Source organism: Schaalia turicensis, from assembly GCF_019380255.1.
Classification (GTDB): Bacteria; Actinomycetota; Actinomycetes; order Actinomycetales; family Actinomycetaceae; genus Pauljensenia; species Pauljensenia turicensis_A.
The window spans coordinates 1,167,898-1,189,733 of the sequence record NZ_CP048928.1; the positions used below are offsets into that span (position 1 = coordinate 1,167,898).

The 21,836-nt window shown below is 56.4% G+C and carries 19 protein-coding genes and 1 pseudogene; 6 read left to right on the forward strand and 14 right to left on the reverse strand.

The genetic code is table 11. The annotated features are described in order from the left end of the window. Positions 1-4 precede the first annotated feature (4 nt). Positions 5-256, forward strand: coding sequence for an autonomous glycyl radical cofactor GrcA2 (gene grcA2 / locus G5S47_RS05070; protein WP_179369766.1), 252 nt, complete (start codon positions 5-7; stop codon positions 254-256). Between the two features lie 163 nt (positions 257-419). Continuing rightward, positions 420-1,349: a pyruvate formate-lyase-activating protein gene (gene pflA, locus G5S47_RS05075; RefSeq protein ID WP_218840325.1), complete on the forward strand. Its 930-nt coding sequence runs from the start codon at positions 420-422 to the stop codon at positions 1,347-1,349. Positions 1,350-1,581: 232 nt separating this feature from the next. Here the strand turns inward: pflA and add are convergent, their stop codons facing one another. Next, a complete protein-coding gene (gene add / locus G5S47_RS05080) occupies positions 1,582-2,607 on the reverse strand; it encodes an adenosine deaminase (protein WP_219585216.1) in 1,026 nt (341 codons plus the stop codon). Positions 2,608-2,813: 206 nt separating this feature from the next. Between add and G5S47_RS05085 the strand changes: the two genes are divergently transcribed. Continuing rightward, entirely contained in the window at positions 2,814-3,716 is a 903-nt protein-coding gene (locus G5S47_RS05085; RefSeq protein WP_219585217.1) for an aldose-1-epimerase, read from the forward strand. Between the two features lie 68 nt (positions 3,717-3,784). Here the strand turns inward: G5S47_RS05085 and G5S47_RS05090 are convergent, their stop codons facing one another. From G5S47_RS05090 to G5S47_RS05135, 10 genes are all read right to left on the reverse strand, one after another. Next, the gene (locus tag G5S47_RS05090; RefSeq protein ID WP_219585218.1) at positions 3,785-4,561 is read right to left on the reverse strand and encodes a 16S rRNA (uracil(1498)-N(3))-methyltransferase; all 777 of its coding nucleotides are present in this window, start codon (positions 4,559-4,561) and stop codon (positions 3,785-3,787) included. After that, positions 4,558-5,676: a molecular chaperone DnaJ gene (dnaJ, locus tag G5S47_RS05095; protein WP_219585219.1), complete on the reverse strand. Its 1,119-nt coding sequence runs from the start codon at positions 5,674-5,676 to the stop codon at positions 4,558-4,560. The genes G5S47_RS05090 and dnaJ overlap by 4 nt, the downstream gene beginning before the upstream one ends. A 67-nt stretch (positions 5,677-5,743) precedes the next feature. Beyond that, a complete protein-coding gene (gene hrcA, locus G5S47_RS05100; protein WP_219585220.1) occupies positions 5,744-6,766 on the reverse strand; it encodes a heat-inducible transcriptional repressor HrcA in 1,023 nt (340 codons plus the stop codon). A gap of 275 nt (positions 6,767-7,041) precedes the next feature. Continuing rightward, positions 7,042-7,980 (reverse strand): DUF3097 family protein, encoded by a 939-nt coding sequence (locus G5S47_RS05105; protein WP_103631945.1) that lies wholly within the window; start codon positions 7,978-7,980, stop codon positions 7,042-7,044. A gap of 278 nt (positions 7,981-8,258) precedes the next feature. Next, positions 8,259-10,217, reverse strand: coding sequence for an OPT family oligopeptide transporter (locus G5S47_RS05110; RefSeq protein WP_179369771.1), 1,959 nt, complete (start codon positions 10,215-10,217; stop codon positions 8,259-8,261). A gap of 240 nt (positions 10,218-10,457) precedes the next feature. Next, positions 10,458-10,883, reverse strand: coding sequence for a cupin domain-containing protein (locus tag G5S47_RS05115; protein ID WP_006681285.1), 426 nt, complete (start codon positions 10,881-10,883; stop codon positions 10,458-10,460). A 103-nt stretch (positions 10,884-10,986) separates the two neighbouring features. Beyond that, a complete protein-coding gene (gene hemW, locus G5S47_RS05120) occupies positions 10,987-12,240 on the reverse strand; it encodes a radical SAM family heme chaperone HemW (RefSeq protein WP_219585221.1) in 1,254 nt (417 codons plus the stop codon). Between the two features lie 11 nt (positions 12,241-12,251). Further along, entirely contained in the window at positions 12,252-13,106 is an 855-nt protein-coding gene (gene trmB, locus G5S47_RS05125; protein WP_219585222.1) for a tRNA (guanosine(46)-N7)-methyltransferase TrmB, read from the reverse strand. Then, the gene (gene lepA / locus G5S47_RS05130) at positions 13,103-14,959 is read right to left on the reverse strand and encodes a translation elongation factor 4 (protein ID WP_219585223.1); all 1,857 of its coding nucleotides are present in this window, start codon (positions 14,957-14,959) and stop codon (positions 13,103-13,105) included. The genes trmB and lepA overlap by 4 nt, the downstream gene beginning before the upstream one ends. A gap of 118 nt (positions 14,960-15,077) precedes the next feature. Continuing rightward, positions 15,078-16,100, reverse strand: a complete 1,023-nt coding sequence (locus G5S47_RS05135; protein WP_219585224.1) for a tetratricopeptide repeat-containing protein — start codon at positions 16,098-16,100, stop codon at positions 15,078-15,080. Between the two features lie 604 nt (positions 16,101-16,704). Here G5S47_RS05135 and rpsT point away from each other — a divergent pair. Next, complete coding sequence (rpsT, locus tag G5S47_RS05140) at positions 16,705-16,968, forward strand: 30S ribosomal protein S20 (RefSeq protein ID WP_006681291.1); 264 nt, start codon at positions 16,705-16,707, stop codon at positions 16,966-16,968. 127 nt (positions 16,969-17,095) lie between these two features. Here the strand turns inward: rpsT and holA are convergent, their stop codons facing one another. From holA to G5S47_RS05155, 3 genes are read right to left on the reverse strand one after another with little or no spacing between them, the layout of a single operon-like run. Beyond that, entirely contained in the window at positions 17,096-18,082 is a 987-nt protein-coding gene (gene holA, locus G5S47_RS05145) for a DNA polymerase III subunit delta (RefSeq protein ID WP_179369775.1), read from the reverse strand. A 3-nt stretch (positions 18,083-18,085) separates the two neighbouring features. Next, complete coding sequence (locus tag G5S47_RS05150; RefSeq protein ID WP_219585225.1) at positions 18,086-19,681, reverse strand: ComEC/Rec2 family competence protein; 1,596 nt, start codon at positions 19,679-19,681, stop codon at positions 18,086-18,088. After that, the gene (locus G5S47_RS05155; RefSeq protein WP_219585226.1) at positions 19,678-20,424 is read right to left on the reverse strand and encodes a helix-hairpin-helix domain-containing protein; all 747 of its coding nucleotides are present in this window, start codon (positions 20,422-20,424) and stop codon (positions 19,678-19,680) included. Before G5S47_RS05155 ends, G5S47_RS05150 begins: the two co-directional genes overlap by 4 nt. A gap of 143 nt (positions 20,425-20,567) precedes the next feature. On the opposite strand from G5S47_RS05155, the pseudogene G5S47_RS05160 reads away from it, so the two are divergent. Next, positions 20,568-20,711 (forward strand): annotated as a pseudogene (locus G5S47_RS05160) (helicase HerA-like domain-containing protein); the annotation flags it as partial. Between the two features lie 167 nt (positions 20,712-20,878). After that, positions 20,879-21,688: a pyrroline-5-carboxylate reductase gene (gene proC / locus G5S47_RS05165; RefSeq protein WP_006681295.1), complete on the forward strand. Its 810-nt coding sequence runs from the start codon at positions 20,879-20,881 to the stop codon at positions 21,686-21,688. The last annotated feature ends 148 nt before the right edge of the window (positions 21,689-21,836 follow it).

The following is a 21,836-nucleotide window of genomic DNA, read 5'->3' on the forward strand; positions in this document are numbered from 1 at the left end:
CATCATGGCAACCAAGACCTACGAAGAGCGCCTCGCAGACATGAAGGCAGCCCGTGAAGAGCGCGGCGAGTCCGACGGCCTGTACCACGCCAACATCAACGTTCTTGATCGTTCCACCCTGGAAGACGCAATCGAGCACCCCGAGAAGTACCCGAACCTGACCGTTCGCGTTTCCGGCTACGCCGTTAACTTCGTGAAGCTCACCCGCGAGCAGCAGCTTGACGTTCTCTCGCGTACCTTCCACCACTCGGCCTGATATCCGCTTTACGCTGGCGTAAAACAGATTCAGCACCTTCCGGTTCGGGGCGCGGGGTTCTTCCTGCGCCCCGAATTGCGTCGACGCCCTTAACAATTGCGCACTCACAATGAACAGAGCGTGAACGTGCGCCTCGTTCCCTTTCATTCACGATCAGGACACCATGACTGAGCTTTCCCACACCGCCCCCGTAGGCGATGGATCTTCAATCGTTCCCACCGGACCCATTGATTCCCACTCGAAGCTCCGCGATCAAGACTTCCAAGCACCGACCGGTCGCGTGGGCGGTCAAGGAGTCGCAGGCCTGGGTGAGCTGAGCGAGATGGAACGCACGGAGCGCCTGCACAAGATGCATGACGGCACGCTGGGATCCGTTCACTCGTGGGAGCTTGTGACCGCTGTCGACGGCCCGGGAACGCGTCTGACGATTTTCCTTAACGGATGCGGGCTCCGCTGCCTGTACTGCCACAATCCCGACACGTTCTTCATGAAGAATGGAACGCCCGTTGAGATCGACGAGATCCTCGGCCGTATCCGTCGCTACCGTAAGATTTTCCGCACGACGGGTGGCGGTATCACCCTGTCCGGTGGCGAAGCCATGATGCAGCCGGAGTTTGTTCGTCGCATCTTGGCCGGAGCGAAAGCAATGGGGGTTCACACCTGTTTGGATACGTCGGGGTTCCTTGGCGCGAACTGCGATGACGCGATGCTCGACGATCTGGATTTGGTTCTGCTGGACGTGAAGTCCGGCATCCCTGAGCTCTATAAGAAGGTCACGACCGGCGACCTTCAGCCGACCGTTGACTTCGGTGATCGCCTGGCGGCGCGTGGCACGACACGCGTGTGGATTCGTTTTGTCTTGGTGCCGGGATTAACTGATGGCAAGGACAATATCGAAGCGATCGGAAACATCATCACGAGGTGGCGCAATGTCATCGACCGCGTTGAGGTCCTCCCCTTCCATCAGATGGGTCAGGATAAGTGGGATTCACTGGGCTTGGATTATCAGTTGCGTGACACAAAGCCACCCTCGCCTGAGGCGACCGAGGAAGTTCGTGATTACTTCCGCTTACTGGGCTTCGAGGTTCACTGACGCTCAGTCGCTGTTCGTCCTATCGACGAGGCCCCACTTGAGTCTCTTTACTCTATGCGCCACGCACTTTGCGGGTATTTTTTCGTGAAAGGGGCGGGTGCTATCAATGAGTAGCACCCGCCCCCACGTTTATTCAGGTCGGAAGTCTCACCGTTCTTGGCACATTCGCCACGAGACGTCACGGGGTCTGACGCGATCGGCTAAGCGCCCCCAGTGAAACCAGAAGACCGAGTCAGTTGGCTGCAACAAAAGCGTCGAGCTCACCCAGCAGGCGTGCACGCTCTGCGTCGGAAACCCAAGCGATTTCAAGAGAATTACGTACCAGCTGAACAAGCATGTCCTTAGTGAAGCCTGCCTGGTCGGCAAGAGCGTAGAAATTGTCGGCAACGTAGCCACCGAAGTAGGCCGGGTCATCAGAGTTGATGGTGACCTTCACGCCACGTTCAAGGAGAGTCTTCACTTCCTTGTCCTTCATATCGTGGTTGTTCGCGGTGACGAACGAGTTCGATAGCGGGCAGGAGGTCAAGCCAATGCCCCTATCTGCGACCAGCTGAACCAGCGCATCGTCTTCCACGATGTTCGTGCCATGGTCAAGGCGCTCGGCACCGAGCTCAGTCAGCGCACGACGGATATTGTCGATAGAGCCAACCTGATCAATGTCGCAGTGCATCGTGACATGCAGACCGTTGTCCTTCGCCATCGCGAAGACCTCGGCGAACTTCTCCGGTGGATTATCGCGCTCGTCAGAATCTAGGCCAACGGCGAAGAACTTGTCCTTGTGTGGCAGTGCTGCTTCAAGGGTTTCTCGCGCGGATTCTGCGCTCATATCACGCAGGAAGCAGAGAATCAGGTCAGCGGAGAGTCCGTCTTCGCGTGCCTTCTCAACAGCCTTGTAGTAGCCGTTGATGACAGTTTCAATCGCAATACCACGCGTGGTGTGAGCCTGGGGATCGAAGAAGCACTCAGCGCGACGAACACCGTTCGCCTTGGCTCGCGCAAAGTAAGCGGAGGCCAGAGCCTCGAAGTCCTCTTCATCCTGCAGGACATTCATCGCCGGGTAATAGACGGCGAGGAACGAGGTCAGGTCGGTGAAGTTGTAGCTGGCCTGAACTTCCTCGATGGTCGACTGACCGATATCGACACCGTGCTTGGTAGCAAGAGCAAGCTTAAGATCGGGTTCAAGCGTGCCCTCAAGGTGGAGATGCAGTTCTGCCTTGGGCAGACCAGCAACGAATTCACGCGTGACGGTGGTGGTCACGATTCCTCCTTGGTAAAAGTTGTGCGACGAAAGTGTCACCCGCCCATTGTGTCACGACCGAATGACGAACATCTAGCCACTGAACAAATCGGTAGAGTGCCAGTTCGTGCCTCGTCAATTTCCTTCCCCACTTTGTCACTTTTCGCAACTAAGCTTGATTGCATAAGCGTGCTAGTCCACGCATTCACCAACCGTCAGGAGCACCCATGCCTACCCGTCACGCGTCCGGTTACGAAATCTTTCTTTCTTCTGGAGAATATGAGGCTCGGATTGTTACCGTCGGCGCCGGACTCGCCGCACTCACGTACGCAGGGCGCGACTTAGTCGTCGCCCATGACGCGGATGAAATTCCCGAAGGCTACTTGGGGAAAACGCTGATGCCCTGGCCGAACCGTATTGCTGGAGGAACATACACATGGGAAGACATCACCTACACGGTTGACGTGAATGAAGCTGCAACCGGCTCAGCATTGCACGGTCTGATGACCTGGGTTGACTGGACGATCATTCACGCTGATTCTGACTCAGCAACACTGGGAGCATTCATCGCTCCCCGCTATGGCTACCCGTGGCCGATTGAAGCGTGGGTAACCTACGCGCTCAGCGCCTGCCGTGGTCTGACCGTCACTCTAGTGGCAAAAAACATCGGCTCCGCACCCGCCCCATATGGTGTTTCGTCCCACCCCTACCTGTCACTCGATGGCAAGAAGAATGATGGATACGAGGTTACGATTCCAGCCTCTGAAATCATCCGGGTCGATCAGAACATGGCTCCTGTTGAAACGGTCCCGGTAGATGATCTTGAGCGTGATTTCCGCACTCCGCGCCTACTTGGCTCACAATCTGTTGACCATGCTTTCACCGGTTTGCCCGAAGGTGAATGGACCGTTCAACTGCGTGATCCAGAAACCGGATTGACGGTTCAATTGAAGGCTGACACCCCGTGGGTTCAGGCGTTCACTGCTGATTCCATGGGACGAACCGGCATCGCTGTTGAGCCAATGACCTGCCCCCCGAATGCCTTTAATTCAGGCAAGGATCTCATTGTGCTTGCCCCTGGCCAATCCCACACGATGACCTTCACGATCATCGGTTCGATCGAAAGCTGAGACTTTAACCCATACACGTACTGCGGGCCGACGGTATTCACTGTCGGCCCGCAGTACATACGCTCGAGTTACAGGCGTCCAAGCGTCGCGCTTAAGAGTGTCGCTCCCACGGCTCCAGCCGTCGACGAGCGAAGAACATTCGCGCCAAGACCAACCAAAGACGCCCCAGCGTCTTGAAGCCAGTTCACTTCTTCGCTCTTCATTCCGCCTTCTGGGCCAACCAGCAGCGTCAAACTTGACGCTGTGGTGAATGACGTGGGATCACTGGCAATGATTGAGCTCAGCGATTCGGTTGCTTCCTCGTGGCAAATTAAAACTTTGCCCCCGGCTTCTCTCTTTGCCTCAACCCATGTGGCGAGCGCTTTTGAGTTGACAACGTCGCCGACGCTGGGGATCCACGCTCGCCGCGCCTGCTTAGCGGCCGCACGAACGACGGATTCCCACTTCGCTTTACCTTTTGAGGCTTTTGAACCGTTCCACCGGACAACCGAATACTCAGATTGCCAGGGAATCACTTGATCAATCCCGATTTCGGTGCAGGCTTCAATTGCCTGTTCGTCTCGTCCAGCCTTTGCAAGCCCCTGAACAAGAATCAGTTGGGGCGTCGCCTGAGGTTCGATCACACGCTGATCGACACGAAGAACAAGACCTTTCTTCGAGGTGGAGAGAACCTCGCACGTGAGCCTCGTTCCGTGGCCATCTATCAGGTCGATCCACTCACCTACTCCGATGCGCCGAACGGTGGCCGCGTGATGGCCTTCAGTTCCTTCAAGCGAGACTGTATCGCCTGCATCCAACTCGCAGGGGACGAGGTCGCCCTCGTAAATGAAAACGGGACGTGTCATTGGCCAGTGAACGCTTCGCGGATCTTGTCGAACATTGACGAGGGACGACGGTCAGGTTCGATACGCGTCTCTTTGCGAAGATTCGCAAGCTGCTCAAGAAGGTCACGCGAACGATCATCAAGCTTCTTCGGGATCTCAACATTCACGTGGACGTGCAAGTCACCGCGACCAGAACGCTGCAAACGACTGACGCCCAAGTTCTTCAGTTCAATATCAGCATTCGGCTGAGTACCAGCCGGGATCTCGACGTGTTGCGCACCGTCGAACGTATCGAGGTCAAACTTCGTGCCCAAGGCCGCCGTTGTCATCGGGATCGTGATCCACGTGTGCAAGTCATCGCCTTGGCGGACGAAAACATCATCCGCTTTCTCGTTGATCTCAAGATAGAGATCACCATTCGGACCGCCACCGGGGCCAACTTCAGCCTCGGAATCAACCCTGATACGAGTTCCTTCGTCTACACCGGCGGGAATATCAACCGTAATCGTACGACGCGAACGAACACGCCCCTGACCGGCACATTCATGGCAGGGCGATGCAATAATCGTGCCATACCCCTGACAGGTCGGACAGGCTCCACGCGACTGCATACGACCAAACATCGTGTTCTGGACGCGCGTCACCGAGCCCGTTCCATTACACGTCCCGCACCGTGTGGGCTCAGTATCCGGAGCACACATCGAACCATGGCACGAATCGCACAGAATATATGTTCCGTATGAAACTTCCTTCTTCGCGCCGAAAACAGCGTCCTTCAAGGAAATCTCCACGCCGATCAGCTGGTCGGAACCACGACGAACGCGAGGCGCAGGCCCGGAAGCTTGACCGGAGAAACCAGAGAACATCACATCAAAGATGTCAGATAACCCGCCACCAGCACCACCAAATGGTGAACCGCCACCCCGCAAGGCATCCGGCCCTCCAAGGTCATACATTTGACGCTTCTGGGGATCTAAGAGCGTTTCGTAGGCGACAGAAAGCTCTTTGAAAGCCTCTTCTGACTCGGGCCCAGCGTAGTCAGGGTGTAGCAGACGTGCTTTCTTGCGATACGCCTTCTTAATCTCGTCGACAGTCGCATCCTTTGATACGCCAAGGACCTCGTAGTAGTCGTTCACTCGTCTTCGTTCCTTATGTTCTTTCGTGTGATCACCGCATCGGCGGTGAAAGCTCATGGGAGGTAATCTAGCGATTCAAGTACCGCGAAAGATAGGCAGCAACAGCCCTGACCGAAGCCATCGTTCGCGCATAATCCATGCGAGTCGGGCCAACAATACCAAGGTGAGCACGCGTATCACCACTACGTGGAGGCGCATGGTACGTGGAAGCCACAACCGATGCTTCAGCAAGCGCGTCATGTTCATTTTCCGCACCGATCGAAACATGAACATCATCATCAAGCTGCAGTTCAGAGAACAGGCGCATCAATACCACCTGCTCTTCCAAAGCGTCTAAGACCGGCGCAATATCATGGAAGTCAACCGCTCCCCTAGCAAGATTCGACATACCAGCCATGACGATCTTCGATTCACCACTGGGGCGAAGGAGACGCGCAATGCTCTGGGCAAGAGCATCTGCCACATCATGCAAACGCATTTCAAGAAGCGCCTTCAGGGCCTCGACGCTAGCAAGAATCTCATCGGGGCCAAGAGCTGAAAAAACAGCGTTGAGCTTCTCGCGAAGAACCGCAATATCTCCGCTAGTCAACTGCGTACGAAGCTCAATAGTGTCCTGAGAAACGCGTCCGGAATCGGTCACGACAATGACCAGCACGTTGGTCGCAGCAAGATCAACGATCTCTACCCGCTTCAACGTCTGCAACGCCAACGTCGGATACTCAACAACAGCCACCTGATGCGTTACTTGCGCCAGCAGACGCACGGTCCGAACAACCACATCGTCCAGGTTCGAAGAGTCCTCAAGGAAATGCTCAACAGCACTGCGCTCCGGGTCACTCATCGGTTTCAACGCGGACAGGGAATCAACAAAAAGTCGGTAGCCCTTATCCGTGGGAACACGACCAGCACTGGTATGAGGCTGATAGATCAAACCGGCTTCTTCCAACAGAGCCATGTCATTACGAATCGTCGCAGAAGAAACACCTAAATCGTGCGACTGAGCAATCACCTTCGAACCCACGGGTTCACGGGTGTGCACGTATTCAGTGACGATCGCTCGAAGAACGCCGAGCCGACGATCGTCGTTCATGTGTCCTCCGTTCCAAGCGAAAACTGACGCGGAGTACCACACGCCATCGAAGCCGTGATGTGAAGGATCGGTTTCGACACGAATCTGGCACTCACTCTATCTGAGTGCCAATTCTACTCCCTGCCCATCAAAGCACCCAGCCGAAGTAACGAGCACAACGTTGGCACTACCTCTTCACAATGGGCACTACTCAAGCAAAGTCTTTGCTGACAGTCCCGGCCTCGTCACTACGAAACAATGAACGGCGGTGGAAATATCCCCCAACTGCGCAGACGCTAACGAGTACCGGGTTCAGTGACAAAATCAATCAGCTCTTCAACGCGCCCCAACAGAGCCGGCTCAACGTCCTTATAATTGCGGACCTGGGCGAGAATTCGCTTCCACCCCATCGCAATATCCGCTTGATTTGCATGCGACCAGCCCAGCGCATCGAGAGTGCCATGCTTAATATCCGTACCTCTCGGAATATCCGGCCAGCGAGTCAGCCCCAGGCGAGCAGGTTTCACAGCCTGCCAAATATCCACAAACGGGTGACCAACAACCAGCACACCGCTAGACCAACGCGACTGAACACGCTGGGCAATCCGCGACTCTTTCGACCCCTCCACAAGGTGATCGACCAGAATACCGGCGCGAACTTCATCAGACGGTCCGAAGACTTCCAGGATCTCTTCAAGATGATCCACGCCCTCAAGCAACTGGACGACTACTCCCGCTTCTGCCAGATCATCGCCCCACACGTGTTGGACGAGCTCCGCATCGTGGCGACCCTCAACCCAGATCCGCGACTGCTTCGCTATCTTCGGGCCCCCCTTCGGCCCAGCAATCGAACCCGAGTTCGTCACCGCACGCCCACCATGGGTAGTCAGCTGAGGCTTGAGTGTGGGCACATCAGATTCTTGTCGACGAGGTGGCGCAAGCATAACGGGACGGCCCTCCAGCCAGAAACCGCCACCGAGCGGGAAGGAACGGACAGAGCCTCGCCGATCTTCTAATTCAACGACGTGCATGCCACCCGATTTTTCAACGCGAATAACAGCACCCACCCAGCCTGTTGCCACGTCCTCTAACACCATGCCCAGTTCAACCGGGATTTCCTGCGAACGCGGGCGAAGCGCATGTGGCCCCTCACGGTGCGGGTCGGAGCTCAAAATATCCGTGCCATACGGGTCGAACGAAGTCGAATATGGGTCGAAGCGGTTTTCTTGGGACATCACTCGACCACACTAAGCAAGATTGCGCGGCAGTGCCTGCCCGAAACGCCGCCGTTGATGACCAGACGGACACGTACGCGACTGTCCCCCCTCCGCTGATCGCCCCTACCAGTTCGGTTATACGAGGCGACAGAATCGGGCTCCCCGCCAAGAAAACGGCGCCTTACACGACACACCCCACCACAGCGCCCCGCCCGAAACGCAGGTGCCCGGCACCCCTCATGGGGCACCGGGCACCTCAGTGCACAATCGCACCAGAACGCGTGAGTTCGCGTTGATCAGTTCAGCGTGTCCTTGCGGGTCTTGGAGTACAAGAAGCCGATCACACCAGCGAAAACGACCAAGCCGAGCCACTGAGCAACTCCCGCGAACGAGTCAGGCATGAACGCAAGTGGTGCGTCCTTACCGGAGAAGCCGACGATACCGGCGTAAACGACGCCCCAGAGGGACTCACCGACGATCAAACCGGTGGCAACCAGGGTACCCATGCGCCTTGCCTTCTCGGGATCCTTCTGCTTAACGGCCCACTTGTCGTGGATCATGCCGAGTAGCGCACCGATCGGGATAGTCAGGGTGATCGAGATCGGCAGGTACATGCCCATGCCGACAGCCAGACCGGGGAGCGACATCTTCTTGGTGGTCTTCTTCAGGACCTCGTCAATGATGATGACGACGATGCCGATCAGTGCGCCGATGCCCAACAGGTTCCAGTTCAAGTCTCCGCCGAAGACGCCCTTGATCAAATCAGAGATCAGAGAGGCCTGCGGAGCTGCAAGAGCGTTTTCGCCAGCGCCCGGAGCTCCCTGGAAACCGAAAGCATTTCCCATCAGGTTCAGAACCGGCGGAATGATGATCGCGCCGAAGAGAACGCCGATGACCAGAGCAACCTGCTGCTTCCACGGGGTTGCACCCACCAGCTGACCGGTCTTCAGATCCTGCAAGTTGTCGTTCGAAATCGTGGAGATACCGAAAACAACGGCTGCAGTGAACAACGTGTAGGCAACCAGGGCGGACAGTTCGTCACCGGATGCGGTGCCGTGAATAGCCTTCACAACCAGGGCAGCTGCGATAGCGACGATGATGCCGACACCGGAAATCGGCGAGTTGGAGGCACCAATCAGACCCGCCATGTAACCGCAGACGGACGCAACAGCAAGCCCCGTGATCAGGATAAACAGGATCGAAATGATGATCAGGCCCAACGAGTTGTGTGCAATGGCGGTGTCTTTTAAGAACAGCCAGAGCAGAACACCGATCGGGAGCATCACCGCAAGGGTCACGCCGATAACGATCTTGCCGGACAGGTCCTGCTCGGTCAGCGGGACAGTTTCGCCCGACTCGCGCTTCGCGGTCGATGCAAGCGAATCCTTAATACCGATGACGATGGGGCCGATCAGCTTGATCAGCGTCCACACTGCTGCAACAGCAATCGCGCCGGCGCCGATCAACCGGACTTCAGAACGGAAGACGGTACCAACCGTGTCAGCCAGAGCCGAGGGATCAACAATTCCCCAGGTCCGCCACGGTAGCAAGACGATGTACGAAATCGCCAGGCCGACGATCATTGCGATACCCACACCAATGCCAACCAGGTGGCCAACACCGATCAGGGCCAGCGAGAACGAAGCCGAAGCCATGGTGCCACCCGCTCCGAACTTGAAAGCGGTGCCGATTTCGGTCCCGAGAACCTTCATCGAACCGAGGATGGCAAAACCAGCTGATGACAGACCGCCCCAGATAATGGCGAGCAAACCACGCTTGGATTCTTCGGCACCTTCGTTGGTGTCGCCAACCTTCAGGACCTCGGCAGCTGCGACGCCTTCGGGGTACGGGAGATCAGAGTGCGTGACCAGTGCGCGACGTAGCGGGATCGAATACATAACGCCGAGAATGCCACCGAGAGCGATGACGAAGACCGACTGCCAGTATGGGAAACCCTGCCACCAACCGACCATGACTAGGCCAGGGAGAACGAAGATGATCGCGGACAGTGTGCCTGCCGCGGACGCGATCGTTTGAACGATGTTGTTTTCTTGGACCGTATGGTCTTTGAAGTAACGCAGAATTGCCATCGAAATGACGGCCGCGGGGATGGAGGTTGCGAAGGTCAGGCCCGCCTTCAGGCCGAGGTACACGTTCGCTGCGGTGAAGATGATGGTGATGATGCCACCGATAATGACGCCTCGCAGGGTCAGTTCCTTCACCGACGTCCCCGTCGATTGTGTTGTCTGGGACATATAACCGGACTCTCTACTTAATAGACTGTGCCGATGGGAGTTTACCACCGCACTATTTCTCAGCAAATTCGGCAAAAGTTTGTCATTGTTGCAGTTCACGTACATGCTCAGCCTCTAGTTTCGCCGACGAGGCACCGCGATGGGACTACAGGCTGGATTTGAATGGAAACAAAAAGCGGGTAATACCGGATCGCTCCGGTATCACCCGCCCCTTGAAAGACTCAGTGCCTTCTATAAAACTCAGTGTTCGCCATGCTCCAAGGCTTCGGCTTCCATGGCTTCTTCGTAGGTCACGTGGATGGTGCCATGTGCGTGCTCCGGCGGAGCGTAGATCGAGTAGACGCGAAGGGGCTCATCACCGATTGCGGTGACGTTGTGCCAAGAGCCAGCCGGAACGAAAATGGCATCATCGTCTGAGGCTTCGGCCTCGAAGGACAGATTATCCTTGGTCGGCCCCATCTGCACCAGGCCTCGCCCGCCTTCGATGCGGAGGAACTGGTCGTGGTCTTCGTGAATTTCCAGGCCGATGTCGTGTCCGGGCTGGATGCACATGACGGTGAGCTGCAAGTTCTTACCAGTCCACAGAGTGGTGCGGTAGTTGGTGTTTTCCATCGTCGCATCTTCGATGTTGACGACGTACGGGTTGGGTCCCATGTCTTGGCTCATTGCGCCCTCCTATTGACGGATCATCTGCGGCCAGTAATGACCGCGCTCCCTTTCAAGAATAGAGGCACCCCTGTAGGGGTGCAGTGGCAACGAGAGATGAAGGTTAGAATCCCATGAGTTCGCGGGTCACATAATCGGCAAGAAGTCGCCCTTTCAGGGTCAGAACGACCCGCCCTTTCAGCGCATGTCCTGCGTCGATCAGCTGGTCTGCGATCAAGCCTGGCAACGCGTGGATATTGATGACATCCGAGACGCGTATGCCTTCGGAGGTGCGCACGGCGAGCATGATTTTCTCCAGTGCTCGAGCATCGGATTCAAGTATTTCGCCCGCGAGCGCCGGAGAAACTCCCGCTTGCACGCGCCCCGCGTAGGCGGTCGGGTGTTTGACGTTCCACCAGCGGTAACGTCCCACGTGCGAGTGCGCGCCGGGCCCTAGCCCCCACCAGTCCCAGTCACGCCAATAGGCCAGGTTATGTCGACTTGCGTGGCGCAGTTCGGTCGGTTCCACGCCAGCTTCGTTTACGTCCGGGCGCGCAAAATTCGAGATTTCGTACCATTTGAAGCCCGCATCAGTAAGGACCTGGTCAGCGAGTTCATACTTGGTTGCTTCGTCGTCCGGGTCCGGCATGGGCAACTCACCGCGAGCGACCTGCGCCCCCATTTTTGTGCCCTCTTCGATCACCAGCGCATACGCACTAATGTGATCCGTTTCCAGGGCGACCGCAGCATCCAACGACCGATGCCAATCATCGATGCTCTCCCCCGGCGCCCCATAGATCAGGTCGACGGACACGTCCAAGCCAGCATCGCGCGCAGCTTGGACGACAGAGGGGACTTTCTGGGGATTGTGCGTGCGGTCCAACGTTGCAAGCACCTGAGGTACTGCTGACTGCATTCCGAAAGAAACCCGAGTGACACCCGCCTCTTTTAGCTTGAGCAGCCCCTTGGCGTCGATTGAATCGGGATTCGCTTCAATCGTGAGCTCGGCTTGGTGTGCGATCCCAAAATGATTTCGCAGGCTATCGAGGATGCGTGCCAGTTCGTCGGTGTCAAGAAGAGTGGGCGTTCCACCACCGATGAAGACAGTTTCGGCTGGTCGCGGTTCAAATCCGGCATTCACGAGGCCGCGCCTACCGAATTGTGCTTCGGCTTCAATTGAGCGCGCGTATGAGCCCGGCTCTGCCCCCACGCCGAACCCTGTTGTGTACGTGTTGAAGTCGCAGTATCCGCATCGAACCGTGCAGAATGGCACATGCACGTAGAGCGAAAGCGGACGCCCTTGGTCGACTTCAGCTAATGCTGGCTCAAGATGGCCATCTTTTGGCCATTCAATTCCATCGGGTTGGACCGGAGGCAACGGCCAGCTCCTTATTCCGCCTGATCGGAAGTATTTTCACCCTGGGTCGTACGCGCATTCGTGGTTTCACGAGGCAAACGAACTCCGACAACGTCGTGGGCAACGCGACCTTCGTTAAGGCCTCGGGTTTCGAAGTGCGTGACAATGCGACCTGCAAAGCGAGGGGCAAAACCACCGCGAGTCGGTTGTTCATCGGCTTCGTCGGGGCGCTCGCCTTCGTAGGGATTAGCCAGCAACGGGCATCCCTCTACTACGTCGCGCATCTGCCAGGCGTAGTCGTCCCAATCGGTTGCAAGTCGCCAGATACCGCCGTCAGCGAGGATTCGTGCAACCTCGAGCGCAAAATCGGGGGACACAAGACGACGCTTATGGTGACGCGACTTCCTCCACGGATCGGGGAAGAATGTCCACACCTCGTCTGCGACTGAGTCGGCGAAAACAATCGGGAACGCCTGCTGAGCATCGGCTTCGATCACACGAATATTCGTTGCTCCAGCTTCAACGGCTTTGGAGATCAGCTTCGCGATACCGGGCACCCACACTTCAAATGCCAAGTAATCACGTTCGGGGTGTGTGCGAGCCGCTTCAACGATCTGTTCACCCGTGCCCGATCCGATTTCAACGGTCAGAGGGGCCTTGCGAGCGAAAAGTTGAACCGGATCCAAGCGAAAAGTATCGGCGACAGTCGTATGGCCGATCCCTCGCTCAGGTTCGATCACATACTTCGACGCGTGAGCATCCCAGGTTCGCTGGAGATTCAGCGGGAGCTCACGACTACGACGTGTAAACGACTTGGTCCGCGCGAAGAAGACTTCCCCTTCGGGAGCCTCTCCTGGGCGATAGCTGGGGCGATCCGCCACAATCACTTCTTTCCGGTTGGAACATCCGATGTCAGAGCTGCGATGAAGGCTTCCTGTGGCACGTCCACGCGACCGATGGACTTCATGCGCTTCTTGCCTTCCTTCTGCTTTTCGAGCAGCTTGCGCTTACGCGTAATGTCACCGCCGTAGCATTTAGCCAGCATGTCCTTACGCAGTGCCTTGATCGTTTCGCGAGCGATAACGCGTGCACCTACTGCCGCTTGAACAGGGATTTCGAACTGCTGGCGGGGGATCAGCTCCTTCAGACGCTTCGTCATCCGCTGACCGTACGCATATGCAGCATCGCGGTGAACAATCGCGCTGAACGCGTCAACGCGGTCACCGTTGAGCAAAATATCGACCTTCACCAGATCGGCACTCTGCTCGCCCTTCTCCTGGTAATCGAGCGAGGCGTATCCGCGAGTGCGCGACTTCAACTGATCGAAGAAGTCGAACACGATTTCTGCCAGAGGCAAGGTGTAGTGGAGCTCGACGCGGTCTTCGGACAGGTACTCCATGCCCTTCATGGTTCCGCGACGATCCTGGCAGAGTTCCATGATCGTGCCGGTGAAATCAGTCGGCGTCAGGATTGTTGCTTCAACAAGAGGCTCGCGAACCTCAGAGATCTTCCCTTCGGGGAACATCGCCGGGTTTTCAACGATGATCTCGCTCGCGTCTTCTGCAACGACCGTGTAGACAACGTTCGGCGCTGTTGCGATCAAGTCGAGTCCGAATTCGCGTTCCAATCGCTCCCGGATAATTTCGAGGTGCAACAGGCCCAAGAAGCCACAACGGAACCCAAAGCCGAGGGCTGCCGACGATTCAGGTTCGAAGGTGAGCGCTGCGTCATTGAGCTGAAGACGTTCAAGGGCATCTCGCAGATCAGGGAAGTCCGAACCGTCAACCGGGTAGATACCGGAGAAGACCATCGGACGCGGATCCTTATATCCGGACAGCGGTTCCTCAGCGCCTCGAACGTTCAATGTCACCGTGTCACCGACGCGCGACTGACGCACGTCTTTCACGCCCGTGATGAGGTAGCCTACTTCGCCGGCGGCAATACCTTCGCTGGGCATCGGTTCTGGCGAAATCACACCGATTTCAAGCAGTTCGTGGGTCGCGCCGGTCGACATCATCTTGACGCGCTGGCGCGTGGACAGGGCACCATCAACGACACGAACATAGGTCACCACACCGCGGTAGGTGTCGTAGACGGAGTCGAAAATCATGGCTCGGGTTGCACCGTCTGGGTTGCCATTCGGAGCGGGAACGACTTCGACGATACGATCCAGCAACTCGGCAACGCCTTCACCGGTCTTACCCGACACTTTCAGGACCTCGGATTCATCGCAACCAATCAGCTGAGCAACCTCGGCAGCATACTTTTCAGGCTGAGCACCGGGCAGATCGATCTTGTTCAAAACGGGAATGATCGCAAGATCGTTTTCCAGAGCGAGGTAAAGATTCGCCAGAGTCTGTGCTTCAATACCCTGCGCAGCATCAATCAGAAGAACCGCGCCTTCACACGCTGCAAGCGATCGAGAGACCTCGTAGGTGAAGTCAACATGACCGGGCGTATCGATCATATTGAGCGCGTACGCCTGGCCATCTCGTGTCCACGGCATACGAACAGCCTGAGACTTAATGGTGATGCCACGCTCACGCTCAATATCCATACGATCGAGGTACTGAGCGCGCATATCACGCTGCTCAACAATGCCGGTCAACTGCAACATGCGGTCAGCAAGCGTGGATTTACCGTGGTCAATGTGCGCGATGATGCAGAAGTTTCGCAGGCGTGACTGCTCGGTGTGAGCAGGACGAATCGTTTCCACTTGTGCGGGCGTAGGGATTGGCACGGTACCTCCAATAGATATTCCCCTTTATCGTCCCATTAACGCGCCCCCAAGTGCCAACTATGAGCGCGCGACCTCGCGCACATCACGTTCTTCCGTGTAAAAGAACTGTGTCGCATCCCTACTCTTCACCTTCCATGACAACGATCTGACGATAGCTTTCACTAATCTGGCGGAAGGTTTCGATCTCTTCTTCTTCCAATTCTTCGGGGGGATCATTGACAAGCATCTCTGAGAGGTCGATAACCGCCTGCGAATCATCCATATCAATCGACGCAGCAAGAAGAACACAATGAATCTCAAGTGTCAGCGGATTATGTGCTCCAAGAACCTCTACGCAGTCGGTGAACGTCTGTTTCCACTCTTTCATCGCCTGTTTTCTGCGTCCAAGCAAGAATTTTGTTCGAGCAATTTCCCCGCGCAGGCGAAGAGTTCTTCCGTCTTCAAGCCCCCACTTCTTCTTTGAGATCCCATGCAGACTTCTATAGATTTTTAGTGCAGAGTCGTACTTATCAGCCAGCACCAAGGCTTCAGCCAAGTTGTCTTGCGCGGCCATCGCCAGCGAGTCGTCTTCGGCCAAGCGCGTCCCCATATCGCGCACAACGCGCCGATAAATTGAAACGGCCTTTGTAAAGTCACCCCTAGCTTTAGCGGGCATCGCGGAATTTGTTCGCACCGCCCACGCAAGTTCGCTGTGGTTCCCCATGACATGCTCAACATCGCGAATCAGAATCCGGTAGTTCTTATCGATATTTTGATAGTTTCCCAGCGTCACCTGCCAGTAAAGCTCAGAATTACGGGCAACCAACACATCCTCATCCAACGGTCCCAGGTTGTCCATTCCGATCTCGGTGGCGATACGTGCCACGCGAAGACAGTCGGTTGCTTGGTCGTTGAGCGCATACCAATCAACAAGTGCGCGAGCAATCGTCAACCGCTCGCGCACATCAACTGATTCATCCTTGACCAGCTCCTCAATCTTTGCGATTACCTCGCCCGAGTCTGATTGGAGAGCCTCTTCCATACGCTCGCGCACACGCATGTGCGGAAAACCCATGCCGGTCCCACCCCAGTCAGGCGCATGCGAATCGGCGGGATTCCCTGCCTCGTCGATAGGGGTGGCAGACGTGCACTGAAGTGCCATGATCGCGTTCCTCCTTGTACGCATTGGTCACTGGTGCACCCACTGTCTGCCTTCGACGAAAAGTGCGCCATCTTCCCGGTGAGAAATTGTGGATAACTCAGGGGGTGTGCACTGTGTGGATAACTTCGCGCCCGCCATCACGCGGAAGTCGGAATCCTCGTGTCACACTTGACCGCAGAAAACAGTAAGGAAGGACCTCACGCGGCACAGGAAGCATGTAACGGTAGGTACTGGCTGGATATCGGATCGGGCGCATGGGACACATCAGGTCGCCCATCCGAGGTTCGCTTGGACCGAGCTCTTGTCGTGAGCCCCAGCACTATCAGGCGTGAGGGCGCCACTGTGCCTCGCGACACGTGGGAAATGATGCTTCAAGCGCTCAAGAAGCACCCATAAGCGCGTTTAGTGAGCGCATTCACGCCCACTTTCCGCTAAGAAAATAGCGTTCGACGTATCGCGCTGGTAACGTTGTTAGTCGGACTCCCGGCCTGGTCGGGCAGGGGGTCTGGTCCGAGCCGTTTGCGGATGTCCCCACGTCCCAGTCCCGGTTCTGACACAGCCCTCACCGACCCTGTAATCACTTCAAGCAAGGAGTTTTCCGACTGTGGCGAATATTAAGTCTCAGATCAAGCGGATCCGCACCAACGAGAAGCGTCGTCTTCGTAACCAGTCTGTGAAGTCCGAGCTCAAGACGCTCGTTCGCAAGACCCGCGAAGCTGTTGAAGCAGGAGACAAAGAGCTCGCAATCGAGTCCCTCAAGACTGCTTCCCGCAAGCTGGATAAAGCCGTTTCCAAGGGCGTTATCCACAAGAACCAGGCCGCTAACCGCAAGTCCAAGCTTGCAAAGCGAGTTTCTTCGCTCGGCTGATCGCTCATTCTTCACCTTTGGGGTCGCATCCACGTGAGATGCGACCCCAAAGTGTTTGTGTACGGCGTGTTCATCAGGCAACGGACGGACGTGTTGGGTAACCCGTTCGCCCCGCGAACTTGAGCGTTTAACGCCTTCGACGCAACCGACAGATCGTCGTAATGGCCTTTTCAACTGCGTAGCGCGGGTCTCGGGACAAGCCTTTTGTTTCACTGTCTGCACGTCCAAGCGCTTGGATAGCATCTGCGAGCGAACGATCGTTCCACCCCCGCAACTGGCTACGCACGATATCCACCTGCCACTGTTGCATTCCCACGTTGACTCCGCGTCCGCTTGATGAGGCAGATACTTTCACCATCTGTCGGATCTTGATTGCCAGGGCAGCGACAAGCTGTTGAGGTTCAACACCCGTAGCGAACGCGTGCCGTACAAGGGTGAGGGCTCGCGCTGTTTCACCAGCGATGGCTGCATCGGCTACTTCGAATCTGCTTGCTTCAATGCGTCCCGCGTGATAACGATGCACGTCCTCTAGCGTGATTGTGCCGTCGCAGTCAGAGAGAAGCTGGGCAACTGCGGCCGCCATTTCGCGCAGGTCGGAGCCAAGCGCGTCAACGATCGCTTGCATCGCATCACGATCCATCTGACGGTGAGCACGGCGAACATCAGAGCGGATCAGCTCAAGCTTGTCCCGGTCAGATTTAATGATTTCTGCTGAGATAACGGGGAATTTAGCTTTTGCGATAGCGTCGGTGACCTTTTTTCCCTTCGCGTTTCCGCCGGGGTGAACCAGAAGAAGCCACACATCGAAGGCAGGGGCCGCAATATAGGTCAAGAGGTCGTTGGCAAGAGCGTCGCTCATCGTTTCAAGGTCACGAATGATCACCAGTCGGCTTTCACCAAACAGTGATGGCGAGGCAATCATGTCCAGTTGACCCGCCTGATAGGTGGCAGCGTTCAGGTCTGTGCGTTCAAGGTTTGGATCTACAGAACGCGCCTGCGAGCGCAGAGAATCAAGAGCGCGATCGATCAGCAGCCCTTCTTTGCCCTTAATCAAGACAATAGGAGCCAGTTCAATAGCAACCGGAGCTGACGGTTTACTTCCCCGACTAGCCATTGATTACCTCTCTTTCTTCGCACGCCCTATAAGTCTGACACGTTCCATGTACACATGCGTTTGCACTCGACGTAGTAGGGGGATGACGAGCGCACGCTTCCAGTAGAGCACCAGTGTCGCGCTCACAATGCTAGCGACGATCACGTCACGCGACGAAAGCTGATGGCTAGCCCCTGGAAGGTGTGCAAAGAAGAAAGCAACGTTCGTAATCCACCGCGTGAAGAACGCTGATCCTTGCGCACACGCGTGAGCGAGCCAAGGAGAGACTCCAAGCAGGCACGTTGCCGCGATCGCCAGCAATGTCGCCGGCGCAACCGCTACCGAGGCCATAACATTCGCCGGTATGCCGTATACCGGGACGCGTGGGGTGGCAAGAAGCAGGATGGGGAAAGTCATCGCATAGCAACTGACTGGGATTGCCAAGTAGTCAATCGCGACGCCAATTGTTTTGCCGATGAGTGTGTCCGAACGGATTTTTCTGCGCCGATAATCGAGGATGTGCCGAGCGATCACAACCATTCCAAAGGTCGCCGCTACGGAGAGTGAAAAACCGAAGTTACTTGCGACCCACGGGTTGAACAGGATTGATCCGATGGTGACTGCGCTTAACGTCGTCACCCCCTGTTTTCCCCTACCGCTAGCCTCTGCCCCAATCCCCAACGCCGAGGTGAGTACCGCTCGCATTACTGCAGGCGTTGCCCCAACTATTGCAACCACAATGGTCAGAACTACTACGATTCCGAACAGACGAAAACGTGTGCGGCCTCGTAGGACGAGGGCCGCAACTCCCATGATGATCGCCAAGTGCGAGCCGGAGACTGCAGTTAAATGCAATAGTGAGGTCCGGCGAAAAGCTTCCTTCAGTTCTTTCGTCATTGCAGAGTCATTACCGATTGCCATTCCCGGAACCAAAGCTTGCGCTTGAGGTTCCAAGTCAGCAACCAGATCGACGAGGCCGGCGCGAATTCTTCGCACCGTAGCTCGCCACCCTTGTGGCCTAGCAACACATTTCAGTTTCGAGGTGTGAATGATTCCTGCCCAAGGAAGATGCGCGCTGAACTCAGTGTCGATCACTCCCCTGGTTTCAACTGTGTCCCCACGATAGAGAGTGGGCCAGTGGCTTCCTGTTAGTCGCACTTTAATAGGGCGAGTTGGTCGCATCCCTTGTGTGCCCGCGCCTGTCACGCGAAGGGAAACGATCTGCGAATCTGACGAGAACTTCCCTGAGACTTCAGATGGATCATCTTCTAGCTCGCCACGTATCGTGATCAGCGATCCGGTTTGAGCCGCTTGAAAGACCTCGGTGCGCCGTGCACTGTTGTGAGCGACCGCCCCCAAACACACGGCCACAACAGTGGCAAAACAGACCAGTGCTAGCAGGGCTCGCAGGGAACCAAATGGGATCAGGGTGTGACGCCCTTGGCGTGGATGAACCGCATTCAACGATGCCAGCATCCACACGCACCCCAGGCTTGTAGCACCAGCAACAGCAGCTATGGCCGTGTTGCTGTCCGTTTTCGTTCCGAAGAGGGCACCGCACCAGACTGCCACCGCCACGGGGGCAAGACGCCAATCATGCATTGCCGGTGGCGGTTTCATTGACACGCCCGAGAACGGATCTTCTCTAGTAGTGCTGGTCCTATCCCCGGCACCGCATCAACGTCATCCACCGATTGGAACGGACCGGATTGGTCTCGGAACTCTTTGATTCGCCGGGCAAGTGCCGGACCAACGCCATCTAACTGCTCGAGAGCACCAACATCGGCCGTATTCAGGTCAATACATGAGCTCCCAGTTGTTGATGCGGTCGGTGACGAGGAATCAGAAGGGGTGTGTGCGACCTCGCCCACCCGAGGAATCACAATATGTTCCCCGTCCACCAGTGGGCGCGCTAGATTTACTTGTTCAACATCGGCATCTTCTGCCACTCCGCCCGCTTCTTCGAGTGCGTCAGCGACCCGTTTGCCCATTTCTAGGGTCAATAGGGACGGCGAATTGACCGCTCCCGTCACATAAACGGTGACCTGTTCTCTGTTCTGTTGAGGTGCCGGAAGCGACGTGGGTTGGCTGGCGGATGACGCTACCCGAATCGACTGCCCAGACTCAGTGCTGGCGTAGTCTTCACTGTCATTCATCTGTTTCGCCGACGATGCCGTGGTTGTTTTCCACACACCGATCCCCGCAACAAGAAGAACAACGACTCCCAGTAGCACCATCGATTGAACCGACGGGAGCAGACGCACCTTCCACTCGGGACGCGGCTCATCGAGCGGATCCTCATCTTCAGGCTCAAACACTGCCTCGGTCAGACGAGCGACATTCAGACGATTCGTGACATTCATGCGCACACACTAAGAAGCAACACCTCCTCGCGCACCTACGCAATAAGAAAACTGTGGATAACTCATCCGGCTATCAACAGGTTGGCTTGAGTCACGCCACCCGGCCTCGTCCCCCTTGAGGATGAAAGGTAGAACGTCGAGTTCAGACATTCCCCGAAACGCCTTTGGCGTTGAACGAGGTTCTGACGCATCGTGGTACCGGACAAGCATGTGTCACGGTTCTCAATGAATCAGGTCGCCCAACTCCGGTTGCGCCGACGTCCATGTGGGCACCGCTTGCGTCATGAGACCGGCACGCGCTGACTTTTGAGAAGGACTCCAAATCAGACAGGCGCGCACACTACGGCCTATCCCAACTAAGCTAAGGGGTTAAGGAACACAGCAGTGGCGAGCATCTCGCTTCATCCACTGCGGGATGCTCCTTCATCAAGCAGAGCCTGAAAGAGGAATCGACATGCGCATCGGATTTATTGGAGCCGGTTCAATGGTCGCCGCAATTGCACGCGGTGCGGTTGCGGCCGGAATGAACGGAGCTGATTTCCTTTTCACTGACGCGAATGGTGTCCATGCTCCGGCGCTTGCCCGCGAAGTTGGTGGGCAGGTTGCTTCATCCAATGGGTCGCTCGCTCATCAGGTTGACCTGCTTGTCCTTGGGGTGAAACCTCATATTCAGACTGAAGTGATCGAACAGATCGCTCATATCGTTCGCGAGCGTCCAGATATGGCCGTTGTTTCTTTGGCTGCCGGTCGCACCCTTGATTCAATGCTCCGCGATTTCGGCGCAGCGGTTCCCTTGATCCGCGTGATGCCGAATGTCAACGCACAGGTTGGCCAGTCAATGAGCGCAATCTGCTCTCAGGATGCAACCGAGGCTCAGCTTGGAGCAACCGAACGCCTGCTCAGCGCTGTCGGGCGTACCGTGCGAATCAGCGAGAAAGAATTCCCTGCGTTCATGGCGTTGGCAAGTTGCTCGCCCGCGTGGGTTTTCCAGATTATTGAGACGCTTGCCCGAGCCGGCGTGAAACATGGGCTGACGAAGTCTTCTGCCACCTTGATTGCCGCCCAGGCTGTTGCTGGCTCAGCGGACCTGCTTCTTGCAAGCCAAGAACGCGGTGTGAATGCTGCCCAGCTTATTGATTCGGTCTGCTCGCCCAATGGCACCACGATTGCCGGTCTGCTGGCCGCTGAAAACGCCGGTCTGTCCCCCGCACTTGTGACAGCTGTCGACGCTGCTATTGCACGCGATCAGGAAGTGTCTTCCTGATCTTTGTCTGTCCTGCGCGTCATCGCTCCCAGTTGCGCGAACCCGACCAAGAAAACCCCATCTCCCCATGAATGCTGTTGTCCTCTGATTGCGGATTTCACACTCGCGTGACTGGCTACGAAGGAGACTTCGTAGCCAGCCTTTATTG

Coding starts and splice junctions, on each gene's coding strand:
- hrcA (WP_219585220.1), bottom strand. CDS start 6,766: ATGAACGACGATCGTCGGCTCGGCGTTCTTCGAGCGATCGTCACTGAA.
- G5S47_RS05115 (WP_006681285.1), bottom strand. CDS start 10,883: ATGAGCCAAGACATGGGACCCAACCCGTACGTCGTCAACATCGAAGAT.
- G5S47_RS05135 (WP_219585224.1), bottom strand. CDS start 16,100: ATGGCACTTCAGTGCACGTCTGCCACCCCTATCGACGAGGCAGGGAAT.
- G5S47_RS05155 (WP_219585226.1), bottom strand. CDS start 20,424: ATGAATGTCACGAATCGTCTGAATGTCGCTCGTCTGACCGAGGCAGTG.
- G5S47_RS05110 (WP_179369771.1), bottom strand. CDS start 10,217: ATGTCCCAGACAACACAATCGACGGGGACGTCGGTGAAGGAACTGACC.
- G5S47_RS05090 (WP_219585218.1), bottom strand. CDS start 4,561: ATGACACGTCCCGTTTTCATTTACGAGGGCGACCTCGTCCCCTGCGAG.
- grcA2 (WP_179369766.1), top strand. CDS start 5: ATGGCAACCAAGACCTACGAAGAGCGCCTCGCAGACATGAAGGCAGCC.
- pflA (WP_218840325.1), top strand. CDS start 420: ATGACTGAGCTTTCCCACACCGCCCCCGTAGGCGATGGATCTTCAATC.
- G5S47_RS05105 (WP_103631945.1), bottom strand. CDS start 7,980: ATGTCCCAAGAAAACCGCTTCGACCCATATTCGACTTCGTTCGACCCG.
- G5S47_RS05085 (WP_219585217.1), top strand. CDS start 2,814: ATGCCTACCCGTCACGCGTCCGGTTACGAAATCTTTCTTTCTTCTGGA.
- proC (WP_006681295.1), top strand. CDS start 20,879: ATGCGCATCGGATTTATTGGAGCCGGTTCAATGGTCGCCGCAATTGCA.
- G5S47_RS05150 (WP_219585225.1), bottom strand. CDS start 19,681: ATGAAACCGCCACCGGCAATGCATGATTGGCGTCTTGCCCCCGTGGCG.
- holA (WP_179369775.1), bottom strand. CDS start 18,082: ATGGCTAGTCGGGGAAGTAAACCGTCAGCTCCGGTTGCTATTGAACTG.